General features: G+C 55.0%; 15 protein-coding genes. 11 read left to right on the top strand and 4 right to left on the bottom strand.

The window, feature by feature from the left end; genetic code table 11:
* The first annotated feature begins 146 nt into the window (after positions 1 to 146).
* A complete protein-coding gene (locus D8S85_RS05905) occupies positions 147 to 1,610 on the top strand; it encodes an ATP-binding protein (protein ID WP_004292801.1) in 1,464 nt (487 codons plus the stop codon).
* Between the two features lies 1 nt (position 1,611).
* On the top strand, positions 1,612 to 2,766 hold the full coding sequence (locus D8S85_RS05900; RefSeq protein ID WP_004292804.1) for a GNAT family N-acetyltransferase: 1,155 nt from the start codon (positions 1,612 to 1,614) through the stop codon (positions 2,764 to 2,766).
* Positions 2,767 to 2,866: 100 nt separating this feature from the next.
* Here the strand turns inward: D8S85_RS05900 and mobC are convergent, their stop codons facing one another.
* The 3 genes from mobC to mobA form a co-directional block, all read right to left on the bottom strand.
* Positions 2,867 to 4,876, bottom strand: coding sequence for a conjugal transfer protein MobC (gene mobC / locus D8S85_RS05895; protein ID WP_004292806.1), 2,010 nt, complete (start codon positions 4,874 to 4,876; stop codon positions 2,867 to 2,869).
* 172 nt (positions 4,877 to 5,048) lie between these two features.
* Positions 5,049 to 6,296, bottom strand: a complete 1,248-nt coding sequence (gene mobB, locus D8S85_RS05890; RefSeq protein ID WP_004292807.1) for a conjugal transfer protein MobB — start codon at positions 6,294 to 6,296, stop codon at positions 5,049 to 5,051.
* Entirely contained in the window at positions 6,275 to 6,721 is a 447-nt protein-coding gene (gene mobA / locus D8S85_RS05885) for a conjugal transfer protein MobA (protein ID WP_004292808.1), read from the bottom strand. The genes mobB and mobA overlap by 22 nt, the downstream gene beginning before the upstream one ends.
* A 336-nt stretch (positions 6,722 to 7,057) precedes the next feature.
* Here mobA and D8S85_RS21460 point away from each other — a divergent pair, with 336 nt between their 5' ends.
* On the top strand, positions 7,058 to 7,402 hold the full coding sequence (locus D8S85_RS21460; RefSeq protein WP_172726478.1) for a hypothetical protein: 345 nt from the start codon (positions 7,058 to 7,060) through the stop codon (positions 7,400 to 7,402).
* A 247-nt stretch (positions 7,403 to 7,649) separates the two neighbouring features.
* On the opposite strand, the gene D8S85_RS05880 is transcribed toward D8S85_RS21460, so the two are convergent.
* The gene (locus tag D8S85_RS05880; RefSeq protein ID WP_155143598.1) at positions 7,650 to 7,877 is read right to left on the bottom strand and encodes a hypothetical protein; all 228 of its coding nucleotides are present in this window, start codon (positions 7,875 to 7,877) and stop codon (positions 7,650 to 7,652) included.
* 23 nt (positions 7,878 to 7,900) lie between these two features.
* Between D8S85_RS05880 and D8S85_RS21455 the strand changes: the two genes are divergently transcribed.
* The 8 genes from D8S85_RS21455 (at position 7,901) to D8S85_RS05840 (ending at position 14,001) form a co-directional block, all read left to right on the top strand.
* Positions 7,901 to 8,347, top strand: a complete 447-nt coding sequence (locus tag D8S85_RS21455; RefSeq protein ID WP_155143600.1) for a hypothetical protein — start codon at positions 7,901 to 7,903, stop codon at positions 8,345 to 8,347.
* 13 nt (positions 8,348 to 8,360) lie between these two features.
* The gene (locus tag D8S85_RS05870) at positions 8,361 to 9,122 is read left to right on the top strand and encodes a ParA family protein (protein ID WP_004322043.1); all 762 of its coding nucleotides are present in this window, start codon (positions 8,361 to 8,363) and stop codon (positions 9,120 to 9,122) included.
* Positions 9,123 to 9,126: 4 nt separating this feature from the next.
* On the top strand, positions 9,127 to 9,537 hold the full coding sequence (locus tag D8S85_RS05865) for a DUF3408 domain-containing protein (protein WP_004322040.1): 411 nt from the start codon (positions 9,127 to 9,129) through the stop codon (positions 9,535 to 9,537).
* A gap of 29 nt (positions 9,538 to 9,566) precedes the next feature.
* Complete coding sequence (locus tag D8S85_RS05860; RefSeq protein WP_004322038.1) at positions 9,567 to 9,920, top strand: DUF3408 domain-containing protein; 354 nt, start codon at positions 9,567 to 9,569, stop codon at positions 9,918 to 9,920.
* A 2-nt stretch (positions 9,921 to 9,922) separates the two neighbouring features.
* Entirely contained in the window at positions 9,923 to 10,636 is a 714-nt protein-coding gene (locus D8S85_RS05855; RefSeq protein ID WP_004322036.1) for a hypothetical protein, read from the top strand.
* A gap of 175 nt (positions 10,637 to 10,811) precedes the next feature.
* Positions 10,812 to 11,123, top strand: a complete 312-nt coding sequence (locus D8S85_RS05850; protein WP_004322034.1) for a DUF4134 domain-containing protein — start codon at positions 10,812 to 10,814, stop codon at positions 11,121 to 11,123.
* A gap of 41 nt (positions 11,124 to 11,164) precedes the next feature.
* Positions 11,165 to 11,500: a DUF4133 domain-containing protein gene (locus D8S85_RS05845; protein ID WP_004322031.1), complete on the top strand. Its 336-nt coding sequence runs from the start codon at positions 11,165 to 11,167 to the stop codon at positions 11,498 to 11,500.
* The gene (locus D8S85_RS05840; RefSeq protein ID WP_004322029.1) at positions 11,497 to 14,001 is read left to right on the top strand and encodes a TraG family conjugative transposon ATPase; all 2,505 of its coding nucleotides are present in this window, start codon (positions 11,497 to 11,499) and stop codon (positions 13,999 to 14,001) included. The genes D8S85_RS05845 and D8S85_RS05840 overlap by 4 nt, the downstream gene beginning before the upstream one ends.
* Positions 14,002 to 14,046 lie beyond the last annotated feature (45 nt).

The raw sequence follows: 14,046 nt of genomic DNA, 5'->3' as shown, positions 1-14,046 counted from the left end.
TCATGACCGGGAACAAGGTGTATGGGTAGAAGCCCCTTGCTCCCGGTTTCTTTTTCCTGTTCTAGCAATGACAATTTGCAAGAAAATGCTCCAAAATTTCGTATCTGTCGGTCAAATGATTATTTTTGCCCTCCAAACGATTACGCATGAATATAACCAATATAGACGACATACGCAAACTGGCCTCCGGCGATGAAGGGGGACGGACAGAATACAAGCTGATCACCGGGCAGTTGGAGCGCGGCATGGAGACACTGTGCGCCTTCCTCAACGGCGAGGGCGGTACGGTACTGTTCGGCGTGGCTGACAACGGGAAAATCACCGGTCAGGAAGTGAGCGACAAGACGAAACGGGAAATTGCGGAAGCCATCCGCCTATTCGAGCCGTTTGCCACGATAACGGTCTCATACGCAAACATTCCCGACACGGACAAACAGGTCATTGCCTTATATGCTGAGGAACAACGCTATATGCGTCCGTTCACATATAAAGGCAGGGCTTACCAGCGGATAGAAAGCGTGACGTCTGTCATGCCGCAGGACAAGTACAACCACCTGCTGATGCAAAGGGGCGGCAAATACAGTTGGGAGGCAATCCCCAACCCCGACCTGCAAATCAGCGACCTCGACGAGAATGTCATCATCGGTGCGGTACGCGCCGGAATCAACTGCGGACGCCTGCCGGAAACCACCATTCGCGAAGAAATACCCGCCATCCTTGAAAAATTCGACCTGTTGCATGACGGGAAGCTGAACAATGCCGCCGCCGTACTGTTCGGGCGCAATCTGTACGACTATCCCCAATGCCTGTTGCGAATGGCAAGGTTCAGAGGCACAAGCAAAGAGGAATTCATAGACAACCAAAGACAGCAAGGGAACATCTACGCGCTATTGGACGCTGCCATGTCGTTTTTTTTCAAGCACCTGTCCTTGTCGGGTAAAATAGAGGGGCTGTACCGTGAAGAAAAGCTGAGCATACCTTACAAGGCATTGAGGGAATGTTGCATCAACGCCTTTTGTCACAGAGCCTACCACCGTCCGGGCGGTTCGGTGGGCATCGCCATTTATGACGACCGCGTGGAAATAGAGAGCAGCGGCGCGTTCCCTCCCGACATGACCCTTGAAAAACTGCTTGGCGGACACAGTTCAGAGCCGCCCAACCTCATCATAGCCAACGTGCTTTACAAAAGCGAGTTGCTGGAAAGCTGGGGTCGCGGCATCAGCCTGATGATAGACGAGTGCCGCCGTGCCGGCATACCCGACCCGGAATTCCACACGGACGGGAGTTCCGTATGGGTGGTATTCCGCTATGAGATGGAAACGGCTGGACAAGCATCCGACAAGCATCCGACAAGTACCCGACAAGCACCCGACAAGTACCCGACAAGCATCGTCCGGCTCATTGAACTGATAGGGGAACACACTTGCTCGCTGAAAGAAATGATGGGAATGATGGAACTGAAGGACAGGGAGAATTTCTTGGGCAATTACCTTAACCCGTCTATGGAAGCCGGATTGGTGGAACCGCTCTATCCTGACCAGCCGAAACATCCCAAGCAGAAATACAGGCTCACCGAACAAGGAAAGGCTTTGCTGGAAAGGGGTGAGTAACATGGTGAAGAAGAAAAGGAAACACGGCGGACACTACTGCAAGGTATGCGGCTGCCACAAGTCCAACGAGAGCTTCTCGGGCAGAGGACACGCGCTGCACATCTGCAAGGAATGCCAGTCGCTTCCAAAGGACGAACAGGCGGACATGATGCGCTGCAACGAGGTGGAACGCGCCGCGTTCCGCTTCCCCATGAGGCGGCAGGACTGGGAACTGCTGGAAAAATATGCCAAGAAGTACAAGGACAGGGAGTCGGGAAAATTCGCGCAGGAGATGCTGGACATGAAACGGGGCGTTTTTGTGCCGGAAGAGGACGATGAAGAAGCGGATGAATGGAACAACGACATTTTTCAGGTAGCGGAAACCCCGTTTTCGGAATTGGAGGAAGACACCCGTACCGCCATGGAGGAACTACTGGAGGACAACATCAACGAGTACATGATACACAAGGACTATATCCCCGAAGGGAAGGACTTGCAGGACATAGCCGATTGGGTGTTGAAGGAAACCAATGACACGTTTTACTTGAAAGCCGTTCCCGATGACGCCTACCGCAGGCTGGTGGATGATACCGTCCGGAAGATGGTCAAGGAGTGGAAAGACGACGGCTTGGAGATAAAGACCTACGCCGAGTCGCTCACGATCATGGAAACGGAACGGCTCGTCATCCGCAAAATCACCCGCAAGGACACGGGCGCGTTGCTCGCCCTCATGGGCAAGTCGGAAGTCATGTACGCATGGGAACACGGCTTTGACAAGAAGGAGGTGCGCCAATGGGTGAACCGCCAGTTCTCCCGTTACCGCAAGGACGGCTACGGGTATTTCGCCCTTGTGTTGAAAGACGGGGGCAAACTTATCGGACAGGCCGGGCTGATGAAAAGCGTGATAAACGGGAATGAAGCGGTGGAACTCGGCTACATCCTGGACAATGCGTATTGGCACAACGGCTATGCCACGGAAGCCGCCCGAAGATGCCTGCGGTACGCTTTCGAGAAACTGGGCTTGCAAGAGGTCTATTGCAGCATCCGTCCCGAAAACACGTCCTCCATCCGTGTGGCGGAAGCCATTGCCATGAAACCTTGCGGCAGCCATACCATTATATACAATGGAAAAGAAATGCCCCATCTGCTGTATAAAACGGAGAAACCAATGCAGTAATTTTCATTTCAATTGTCAATCAACGAGAAAAGGACAATCCTTAACCCGGTCTGAACATCCAGCCAAGTTAAGGATTTTCCTTTTTTCGCCTATGGCGTTTTTACTTGCCCTGCAAGAGGTGTTGCAGTTCCGGGTCGGACTGGATGCGCTGCAACTCGTCGGCGACAATCTGCCGCACTTCCGCCTTGATGCGGTTGTAGTTCTCCTGTATCATTTCCTTCATGCGGTCGTTGCCGTCGGCATCGGTGAAGTCCGTGATGACGGGGATGGGCTTGTAAGCCTGTTCCTCGCGCTTCACCTTCTCCACGTCCACCACAATCTCGCAATGAAAGATTTTCTGCTCGATGCGCTCGTTGAAGTTGTCGGCCACCGCGCCCACGAACATGCCCTGCGTCAGCGTGGAAATCTTGCTCGCGGGTATCAGGCTCTCCATCTGCGTGTTGATGGAGGTGGACTTGTCCTCCCGGTTGATGGTGACGCTCTGCCGCTTCTGCAAGATTTTGCCGAAACGCTCGGAAAGCGTTTTGGCGGTCTCACCAACGACTTGACCCGAAAAGATGTTTCCCACCGTGTTCATCACGACCGCCGCTTCTTTGTCCCCATAATCGCGTTTCAACTGCGAAAAGTCCTGAAAGCCGAGGCAGACCGCCACCTTGTTGCTTCGGGCAGTGGCGATAAGATTATCCAATCCCTTGAAGTAAATCGTAGGCAGCTCGTCGATGATTACCGCCGACTTCAGCTTGCCCTTCTTGTTAATGAGCTTGACAATTCGGGAATTGTACAGACCCAACGCCGCGCCGTAGATGTTCTGACGGTCGGGATTATTGCCGACGCAGAGAATCTTAGGCTCATCCGGGTTGTTAATATCCAACGTAAACTCACTGTCTGACATGACCCAATAAAGCTGTGGGGAAATCATGCGCGAGAGCGGTATCTTCGCTGATGCGATTTGCCCCATCAACTGCTCGGCTGCACCTCCCTGCCAAGCGTCCATAAAGGGCGAAAGATAGTTTTCCAACTCCGGATAGCTGGTGAGAATAGGGAAAACATCCTCATAACGTCTGTTCAGCAACTCAATGGCGTGTGGGAAGGTGCAATACTTTCCATCCTGATAAATCCGTAAAAACCAGATAATACTGGCAAAAAGTATAATCGGACTCTCCACGAAGAAGTCGCCTTGCTTTTGCACCCAAGTTTTGTTCAAATTTAATAAAATGGTATAGGCACTTTCGTAGGCATCGGTGATGTCCTCCATGAAATCCGGGTGAATGGGATTGCAGCGGTGGCTCCGGCGCGGGTCGTCGAAGTTAATGACGTAGAACTTCGGCTTGACCTTGTAGCCGTCGCCGTGGTTCATCAGGTGGTTGTAAGCGATGGTGGAAAGGTCGCTGAACTTGAAGTCATAGATGTACATCGAGTAAGATTTTTCAATCATCTGCTTGATAAAGCTGTTTACCACGGCATACGACTTTCCGCTGCCCGGAGTGCCCAATACGATGGAAGCGCGGAACGGGTTTACCACGTTGATGTACCCGTCGTTCCACTTCTTCCTGTAATAGAAGCGCGTAGGCAGGTTCACCGAATACTCGTTCTCCATGAGGCGCGTCTCCTGCATGAAGCTCTCGTTTTCCACGTTGAACACGTCATCCATGAGGTTGGTGCGCAAGAGGCGGCTCATCCACGTGCCGGACATCAGGAGGCAGACATAGCCCGCCGCCATCGAAGCGGCATAGAAGGCTACGTTGGCTTCCACGGGCAGCGGCAGGGAGAGCATCCACCAGTTCAGGAAGAACAGGGCCAGCCCTGCGGCAAGCACCGTCCAAATCCTGCCCCACGTGATTTTTTCCTCCTTCACGCCCTTTGTACCCAAGCAAGAGAGAGCCAATAGCAACAGCGCAAAAAGTTTTGTGTAAAGGATATGGTGGAACAGTCCGGCGGTGCGGTCGAAATTGACCAGCACCCGGTCCACGACACCGATGTCGATGCCCCACAGCCTTACGGCTTCATACCCGTACCAATAGAGGTGGACGACCACCAGAATAATGCTCACGGCGCGGAGAAAGTCCATGATTTTCGCCAACGCCCTCAAATCGTCTTCCTGTTGTGACATAAATCTGTTTCTGTTTTTAAGTTGAACAATATGTCCGCAAGGCTTTCCCCGGACATAAGCATACCTCAAGTCCGACCTGAGCCTATCTCAAGTCCGAGGTGAGGCTACCAAAGGTCTGACCTTAGATAGCCAAAGGTCTGACCTTTGCTTGGATGCCCTGCGGACGGATAATTTATAATCCCAAACCCTTCCGGCGTTTCTTCCGCTTGCGTTTGAGTTCGCGCTCGAAGGCGGCTTCTTCCGCCTGTGCGCCCGATGCGTCGCCGCCAAGCAAGCCCAAGCCCGTGGAATGGCTCTCGCCGTGTTCCACATAGGTATGGGCTTCCGCCTGCGGTTCGTCCCGTGTAAGGGTGAACGGCATCGGCGGCGTGTCCGCATACGGCAAAGTGAAGTGCTCCTGCAAGGCGTTGGCGGAAAATTCCCTGCCCAGCCGGGAGCCGTTCAGCACACAGCCCGTGCGGTGGTCGATGAAGGTCGCCCCGTAGATGCGCCCCCCGTCCGTGTGGCGGAACACCACATCCACGCCCTTCGCTTTGAGCAGGGCGACAAATTCATCCTTGCGGTACGTCCTGTCCAATACGGCAGCGACGGTCTTGCGCGTCATGTCCGCCAGACGCTTGTCGCGGATTTGGGCATTGGGATACTCAAACCTGCGCAGCACGGCTTCATAGCCGACGGACTTCCCGATGCAGGATGCCTTGAAGGGATTGCCGACCTTGTTCCCGCCATCATCGGTGGCGGAATAGACCAGTCCGTGATACTCGCGTCCGTTCACCATGCCACGGGCTTCCTCCACAGTGACGTTGTAGAGGGAGAGCAAGGCGCGGTATTCGCCCATTGTCCGGAACTTGTAGGTAGCCATCACCGCCTTGACGGTGTTCGACACCTGACGCTTCACGTCTCCCTGCGAGGCATCCACCTTGCGCAAGGAATTGTCGTTACGGTGCTGCCTGCGGTCGGCGGGGTGCAGACCGTACTTGCGTTCCAGCTCCGTGGTGATGCGCTTGCTGCGGCGATGGATGAAATCCTTGTTCAACCGCCTGCCATTCTCGTCCACATTGACGGAGACGATATGCAGGTGGTGGCGGTTGATGTCCTCATGTTTGAAAATTAGATAAGGCTGGTCGCCGTAGCCCAGCTTCTCCAGATACTCCCGCGCGAGACTTTCCATCTCCATGTCCGTCAGGCGGTCGTCGGGATGCGGATTAAGGGAGATATGGATGACCTTGTTCCGTGTGCGGACGTTCTCCGGCATGTACCGTTTGAAATCCTGTTCGGCACGGGCGATGTCCACCCGTCCGCTGCCATCGTCGAAGACCTTGTTCCCGGCGAGCAGCTTCCCCTCGCCCTCGTTCACTTTCATGCCGTTGTAAGCCAACGCCCCGTACAGCGACGTGCCTACCGTGATTTTTGCGACCATCTTTCCTGAAACTCCCTTGAAAGTTCAACGACCTGCCGCGTGATTGCGGCCAGTTCCTTCGTGCATTGCTCCAGCTTGTAGAGCAATGCCATCGCCTTTTTCTCCGAGAAATGGCAGCGCAGCTCCTTGACCGTCTGGTTATAGTTGTTCCCCACCATGCGGTACTGCGCATGGAAAGCGGACAGCTTCGTGCAGTAGTCGAGCAGCGTCTTGTCCGTGACCAGTACCCGGAACGGCTGTCCGAAGAAGTGCGCCTTCAGGAACACCGCCCTCGCCTCCACGCCGGACTTGCCGTGCATAGCGAGGAACCTGAGCCATTCCCCGTCGTCGAAACGCACCATCACGCAGTGCGACTTGCGGCTTTCCCGTGGATGCCGCCCCCACTTGGGACTGTCAGTCCCGTTCTTTTTCTTGTTCTCGTTCATATTACAATGGATTTAGTGGTGTCACGGCATAAGCGTAGCTTCGGCAACCGCACCGCAGGTGGAAACAGGCTTCCCGACTTCGGAGAGGAAGCCCTCCCCGTGAGGGGCAAGGTCGTTTCGGGAGTAACCCGAAACCCTTTGAGTTACTCAAAGGACACCTTGCTGTGTCTTTGAGGACACAAAAATCCGTGGTAAACGGATTGGGGATAGACCTGCCATTACCCATTTATAAGGCATCGGTCGCCCGATACCTTTCTGCTGCCCAAAAGAAGGACGGAGCCGGGGTCTGCGGTGCGCGCTTTCGGCTTTGCCCTGCCGCTTGGGTGCAAAGGTAGGGTGTTTTCCAAGTCTGAAATACGGCTCAAAAACGCCACAAGCTGCCACGACAGCGCCAAATGCTGCCACGCAAGTGAAAAAAACATAGTTGCCTGCCTGTCCGTTTTCAGATTTGCGAACCGGAAGGCATTCTTGCCCGCCTGCCAGTTCACCTGCCTGCCTGTCAGTCTGCTTGCCCTTGTGCCTGCCTGCCGGCACGCTGGCATACAGGCATTGGAGCGGGGAAATGCCAAAGAGCATAAACCAGCCAAACAAAGAAACTGTTGGAAAGCGATGGAGGAATGTGCTAAGATGTCCACGAGACTACATTTAGCACAAGTGAAAAAGAGTTCTTCATGTTTGTAGTCAATATGTTTGCGAATCCGCAAGCATTCTTGCCCGCCAGCCTGCTCACCTGCCTGCCAGTCTGCTTGCCCTTGTGCCTGCCTGCCGGCATACAGGCATTGGAGTGCTGAAATGCCAAAGAGCGAAAATCAGCCAAGCAAGAAAACTATTGGAAAGCGATTGGTAGGAATGAATTAAGATGTTCATGAGTCCACATTGGCCACAATAGAAAAAGTTCTACCTATTTGTGGCCAATATGCCTGCGAACCTACAAGCTAGCATTCTTCCTTGCCAGGTGGCAGGCATTCTTGCCCGCCTGCCAGTTCACCTGCCTGCCAGTCTGCTTGCCCTTGTGCCTGCCTGCCGGCACGCTGGCATACAGGCATCGGAATGGTGAAAATGCCAAATAACGGCCACAAGCCAAACGCAAGATGAGTGGCGATAAGGCCGGGTAAAGAACGCCACAAGCTGCCACGACAACGCCAAATGCTGCCACGCAACGGCAAAAGGATACAACCTTTGAGAAAGCCCCTTTCCTTTGCAGGCGAAACGGTCGGCACGCCTGCCTGCTTCCGGGCTGACATCCTTGCCAACCTGCCTGCCAGTCCGCCAGCCCTTGTGCCTGCCGGCACACAGGCATACAGGCAAAGGCTTGGTGGAAAGGCAAAGGGCGGATGCCGTTTCAATGGGCCAAACGCCAGGAAAAGCGGTGGAAAGGGTGGCCAAAGAACGCCACAAGCTGCCACGACAACGCCAAATGCTGCCACGCAACAGCAAAGAGACACAACCTTGGCGAAAGTCATTTTCCTTTGCAGGCGGAATGGTCGGTATGCCTGCCCTTATGCTTGCCTGCCGGCACACAGGCATGGATGGGAACAGGCATACCGGGAGGGATGCCGGACTGCCTGCTCGCTTACCGGGCGGATGGCTGCCGACCGGACCAAGAAACGGATGTCTAACAAATAAAAAAGAAGAAAGCATGAAAAAAGAACCTTTGTTCATCGCCTTCTCCACCCAGAAGGGAGGAGCAGGCAAAACGACACTCACCGTACTGATGGCGAGTTACCTGTATTACGTGAAGGGATATGACGTGGCGGTCGTGGACTGCGACTATCCCCAGTTCAGCATCAAGGACATGCGCGAACGCGACTTGAAAAGTATCGAGCGCAACCCGTACCTGCGCAAGCTGGCATACGAGCAGTTCAAGCGCATCGGCAAACGCGCCTACCCGATTGTGGGGAGCCGTCCCGGCAACGCGATTGAAACGGTCAGGCCATTTGTCGAGTCGGCGACACCGCCCGACTTCATCTTCTTCGACCTGACGGGTACGGTGAACAACCTCGACCTGATCCGGACAGTAGCGACGATGGACTACATCTTCTGCCCGATAGCCGCAGACCGTTTCATCATGGAAAGCTCGCTGAAGTACGCGGGCGTCATCAACGACACGCTGATCACTACCGGCAAGTCGAACATCAAGGGCATCCGCCTCTTGTGGAACATGGTGGACAAGCGCGAGAAGACCGACCTGTACGACATCTATGACAAGGTGATAGCCGGGATGGGGCTTGAAGTGCTGGACACCAGTCTGCCCGACAGCAAGCGTTTCCGCAAGGAAGGCTCTGAGGAAGGCGACCGCCCGTTTTTCCGCTCCACGCTGCTGCCGCCGGACAAGGCATTGGCGAAAGGGAGCGGCATCGATGCCCTCGCGGAAGAAATACTCGGCATCGTAAAGCGTTGAACCGATGGCCAAGAAACTCGATGTCGATATTGACCCCGGCAAGTTCCTGGATTCGTTCCGTCCGGAAATGCCCGCGCCCGCCTCCCCGGGGAGCCTCGGAACAGATGGCAACACTTCCGCAAAGGAGGCCAGGCTGGCGGAAAAACCGAAAGCAAAGGTGGGCAAGGATGCCACGGAAAAGGAAGAGGAATACCTGGAACGCTTCCTCCATGCACCGAGAATCCCCGTGTGTTCGGGCAAGACCGCCTACATCCGCAAAAGCTACCACGAGCGGATACAGCGTATCGTGCAGGTCATCGGGAAGAACGGGCTTACGTTGTCGGTCTATGTGGACCGTGTGCTGGAGCAGCACTTCCGCGAATACGAGGAAGTGATCCGCCGACTTTACAAGAAAAATTACGAGGACATTTATTGATTTTATTCACCCTAAAAAACGAAAACAAGATGGGATTTTTCAATTCGAGAATGAAAAAGAAGGGGAATGGCAACCCGAAGGCGGACACTCCCCAAGTGAACAATCTGGAAAAGGCGGACGTAGTCATCCACATTGTGGACGACACCCAATTAGAAAAAGCGGCGGTGTTCCTCCGCTATCTGACGCCCAGACAAGGAGCGCACCGCCAGTGCATTTACCTCAGCCGTGAGATGCACGGGAAGCTGTCCCGCATTGTGCGGACACTGGGCGGGAACGGCAGCACCATTGGCGGGTACATCGAGAATGTGCTGGAAGAGCACTTGCAAACCTATGGGGACGACATCAATGCCCTGTTACGCCGTGAAACCTCGCAACCGCTCTGACGATGGCCGAGCTGCTCATCGTGCTGATGATGGCCTTCAACCTATGGATGGTCATCTACCTGACTTGGGAACGCCGGGAAGAAAACGTACCCAAGGAGGACAAGGAAAAGGATGTGGGCGCACCGGAAAGGTCCGGCGACATCATGGGGAAAAGCCTGTTCCGGATGCCTGAACGAAAACCGCAGGCTGCTGCACCGATGTCCAATGCCACCGTGCAAGCCCCCGGCGAGGAGGTGGACGAGAAGGACGTGGCCTTTGACGATGAAACTGCCTCCCCCAATAGCCGGCTTTCGGGAGCCAGGCCGTCGCGCCAAGTGCCCGACGAGGAACTGGACGAGGTGTTTGCCGACAAGCGTGTTTCCGACATCGGGGCGGAATATGACGAAGACGGAGATGATGACGGCGAGCCTCATGAAGCGGGAGGCATGACCTTCGAGGACATCGACCTTGCCATGCGGACGGTGAAGAAACCGAAAGCCACGAAAGAGGAACGCCGTCACGCCGGAATGGTGTTCTGCGACATGAAGGGCAACGAACTGTTCGCGATGATAGAAAAGAGTTCGGAAGCGACCCGCAGGAAACTGGACGAGCTGATGGACTACTATCTGGACTCCGTGTCGGCGGCGCAGGCAAACACTACACCGGTGATTATGCCCAAGAAAGCGCCCGCAGTTCCGGACAACTTCGAGGACTTCAACATCCGCGACTATGTATAACAAGTAAAAACGTAACAGCAATGCGAAAAAAGAAAATCGACTACGGCTAAACCATCGGCTTGCCACCGAGACCACTAAATCCCAAAAGCCGGCTTCATCCAAAGCCGCAAGAATTAAAACAAGTATCAACCGCCAATGGGAACATCCAACCCGGAGGCACAAAACAGAAAAGATTATGACAAAGACATTGAAGAAAAAGCAAATCATCCTCGCGGCCCTCCTGCTGGCTGCCAACATCCAAGTTTTCGCGCAAGGCAACGGCATGGCGGGCATCACCGAAGCCACCAGCATGGTCACTTCCTACTTTGACCCGGCGACGAAACTCATCTACGCCATCGGCGCGGTCGTCGGGCTTATCGGAGGCATCAAGGTGTACGGCAAATTCAGCGCCGGCGACCCCGACACCTCGAAGACCGCCGCAAGCTGGTTCGGCGCGTGTATCTTCCTGATTGTAAGCGCGACCATCCTGCGCTCGTTCTTCCTCTAACAAACGGGTATCCTATACATATATAATAAGGTATAAGGACAATGGCTGAGTACCCCATCAACAAGGGCATCGGCCGTCCGGTGGAGTTCAAGGGCCTGAAGGCGCAGTACCTGTTCCTGTTCGCGGGCGGGCTGCTCGCCGCCTTCATCCTCTTCATCATCCTCTACATGGCAGGCGCGGGCCAGTGGCTCTGCATCGGCTTCGGCGCGGTATCCGCCTCGTCGCTCGTGTGGCTCACGTTCCGGCTGAACGCGAAGTACGGCGAACACGGGCTGATGAAGTTGGGCGCGGCACGGATGCGCCCACGCCATGTGCTCCACCGCAGACGGGTGTCCAATCTGTTAAGACGAAAAAAGAAGAAAGGAAGAAACGTATGAGAAACATCATGAAAGCCACCACGCTGGAAAGCCGCTTCCCCCTGCTTTCGGTGGAACACGGGTGCATCGTCTCGAAAGACGCGGACATCACCGCCGCCTTCGAGGTGGAGCTTCCGGAGGTCTATACCGTCACGGCGGAGGAATACGAGGGCATCCACGCCACGTGGTGCAAGGCAATCAAGGTACTGCCCGACCATTCGGTGCTGCACAAGCAAGACTGGTACGTGAAGGAACGGTACCGCCCCGACCTCGGCAAGGAGGGCATGGGCTTCCTCGCCCGCAGCTACGAGATGCACTTCAACGAGCGCCCGTTCCTGCACCACAAGTGCTACCTGTTCCTGACGAAGACTACGAAGGAGCGCATGAGGCAGCAGAGCAACTGGAATACGCTGTGCCGGGGGCATATCGTACCGAAAGAAATACAGGACAAGGAGACGGCGGTGAAGTTCATCGAGGCGGTGGAGCAGTTCGCGCGTATCCTGAACGATTCGGGGCATATCAAATTGCGCCGCCTCTCCGATGACGAGCTTACAGGCACGGACAAGGAGACGGGCATCATAGGCAGGTACTTCGCCCTGTCGCTGGGCAACGCGGACTGTCTGGAGGACATCGAGATGACGGCAAGGGAAATGCGCGTCGGCGACAACCGCCTGTGCCTGCACACCCTGTCGGACACGGAGGACCTGCCCGCAGCGGTGGCCACGGACTGCCGTTACGAAAGGCTGTCCACCGACCGCTCGGACTGCCGCCTGTCCTTCGCCGCGCCGCTGGGACTGCTGCTGCCCTGCAACCACATCTACAACCAGTATGTCTTCATCGGCAACAGCGACGAGGAACTGCGCCGCTTCGAGAAAACGGCGAGGAACATGCAGTCGCTCTCCCGGTACAGCCGCCAGAACGCCATCAACCGCGAGTGGATTGAAGAATACCTGAACGAAGCGCACTCGCAGGGGCTGAAGTCCGTCCGCGCCCACTTCAACGTGATGGCGTGGAGCGACGACGCGGAGGAGCTGAAACGCATCAAGAACGACGTGGGCAGCCAGATGGCAAGCATGGGCTGTGTGCCGCGCCACAACACGACGGACTGCCCGACGCTGTTCTGGGCGGGCATCCCCGGCAACGCGGCGGACTTCCCGGCGGAAGAGTCGTTCCACACGTTCATAGAGCAGGCGGTGTGCCTCTTCGCGGGCGAGACCAACTACAAGGACTCTCCGTCCGCCTTCGGCATCCGCATGGCGGACCGCATCAGCGGCAAGCCCCTGCACATCGACATCTCCGACCTGCCGATGAAGCGCGGCGTGACGACCAACCGCAACAAGTTCGTATTGGGTCCTTCGGGCAGCGGCAAATCGTTCTTCATGAACCATCTGGTCAGACAATACTATGAGCAAGGCTCCCATGTGGTGCTGGTCGATACGGGCAACTCCTACCAAGGGCTGTGCGAGATGATACACCGCAAGACCAAGGGAAAGGACGGGGTTTATTATACCTATACGGAGGACAACCCGATTTCCTTTAATCCGTTCTACACGGAGGACAAGGTGTATGACATCGAAAAGAGGGAAAGTATCAAGACTTTGTTGCTGACGCTGTGGAAGAAGGACAATGAGCCTGCTACCCGTGCGGAGGAGGTTGCACTTTCCAATGCCGTGTCGCAGTACATAGGACGTATTAAGGAAGACAACAGCATTGTCCCATGCTTCAACACGTTCTACGAGTTTATAGACACGGATTATCGCAAGGTATTGGAAGATAAGAAAGTGCGTGAAAAGGACTTTGACATTGCCAGTTTCCTGAATGTGCTGGAGCCGTACTACAAGGGCGGTGAATATAATTACCTGCTTAATTCGGACAAGGAACTGGACTTGCTACACAAGCGGTTCATCGTCTTTGAAATCGACCAGATAAAAGAGCACGCCATCTTGTTCCCGGTTACGACAATCATCATTATGGAGTTGTTCATCAACAAGATGCGCCGTCTGCAAGGTATCAGAAAGATGATAATAATTGAAGAGGCTTGGAAGGCGATTGCTTCGGCGAATATGGCTTCCTATGTAAAGTATCTTTATAAGACGGTCAGAAAGTATTTCGGCGAGGCAATAGTGGTGACGCAGGAGGTGGACGACATCATCAGCTCGCCCATCGTCAAGGAGTCCATCATCAACAACTCGGACTGCAAGATACTGCTCGACCAGCGGAAGTTCATGAACCGCTTCGACCAGATACAGGGATTGCTGGGGCTGACGGAAAAGGAGAAGTCGCAGATACTTTCCATCAACCAGTCCAACGATTCGTCCAGACGATACAAGGAGGTGTGGATAGGCTTAGGCGGCACACAGTCGGCGGTGTACGCCACGGAGGTGTCCATACACGAATACCTTGCCTATACAACGGAGGAAACGGAGAAGATGGAAGTCCGCGAACTGGCGGGGAAGCTGGGCAGCGACATGGAAGCCGCCATACGGCAGATTGCGGAGAAACGTATGGACGAAGAAAAGTAACCGATGGAAACATCACCCGACCACAGACGGCGTTTGAGGCCACCT

It is taken from the genome of Butyricimonas faecalis (assembly GCF_003991565.1).
In the GTDB taxonomy this organism is placed as follows: domain Bacteria; phylum Bacteroidota; class Bacteroidia; order Bacteroidales; family Marinifilaceae; genus Butyricimonas; species Butyricimonas faecalis.
This window is presented reverse-complemented; position numbering and strand designations above follow the sequence as displayed.

What these genes read in the sequence shown, in the direction of transcription:
- D8S85_RS05905 (WP_004292801.1), top strand. Translation starts at nt 147, where the DNA reads ATGAATATAACCAATATAGACGACATACGCAAACTGGCCTCCGGCGAT.
- D8S85_RS05900 (WP_004292804.1), top strand. Translation starts at nt 1,612, where the DNA reads ATGGTGAAGAAGAAAAGGAAACACGGCGGACACTACTGCAAGGTATGC.
- mobC (WP_004292806.1), bottom strand. Translation starts at nt 4,876, where the DNA reads ATGTCACAACAGGAAGACGATTTGAGGGCGTTGGCGAAAATCATGGAC.
- mobB (WP_004292807.1), bottom strand. Translation starts at nt 6,296, where the DNA reads ATGGTCGCAAAAATCACGGTAGGCACGTCGCTGTACGGGGCGTTGGCT.
- mobA (WP_004292808.1), bottom strand. Translation starts at nt 6,721, where the DNA reads ATGAACGAGAACAAGAAAAAGAACGGGACTGACAGTCCCAAGTGGGGG.
- D8S85_RS05870 (WP_004322043.1), top strand. Translation starts at nt 8,361, where the DNA reads ATGAAAAAAGAACCTTTGTTCATCGCCTTCTCCACCCAGAAGGGAGGA.
- D8S85_RS05865 (WP_004322040.1), top strand. Translation starts at nt 9,127, where the DNA reads ATGGCCAAGAAACTCGATGTCGATATTGACCCCGGCAAGTTCCTGGAT.
- D8S85_RS05860 (WP_004322038.1), top strand. Translation starts at nt 9,567, where the DNA reads ATGGGATTTTTCAATTCGAGAATGAAAAAGAAGGGGAATGGCAACCCG.
- D8S85_RS05855 (WP_004322036.1), top strand. Translation starts at nt 9,923, where the DNA reads ATGGCCGAGCTGCTCATCGTGCTGATGATGGCCTTCAACCTATGGATG.
- D8S85_RS05850 (WP_004322034.1), top strand. Translation starts at nt 10,812, where the DNA reads ATGACAAAGACATTGAAGAAAAAGCAAATCATCCTCGCGGCCCTCCTG.
- D8S85_RS05845 (WP_004322031.1), top strand. Translation starts at nt 11,165, where the DNA reads ATGGCTGAGTACCCCATCAACAAGGGCATCGGCCGTCCGGTGGAGTTC.
- D8S85_RS05840 (WP_004322029.1), top strand. Translation starts at nt 11,497, where the DNA reads ATGAGAAACATCATGAAAGCCACCACGCTGGAAAGCCGCTTCCCCCTG.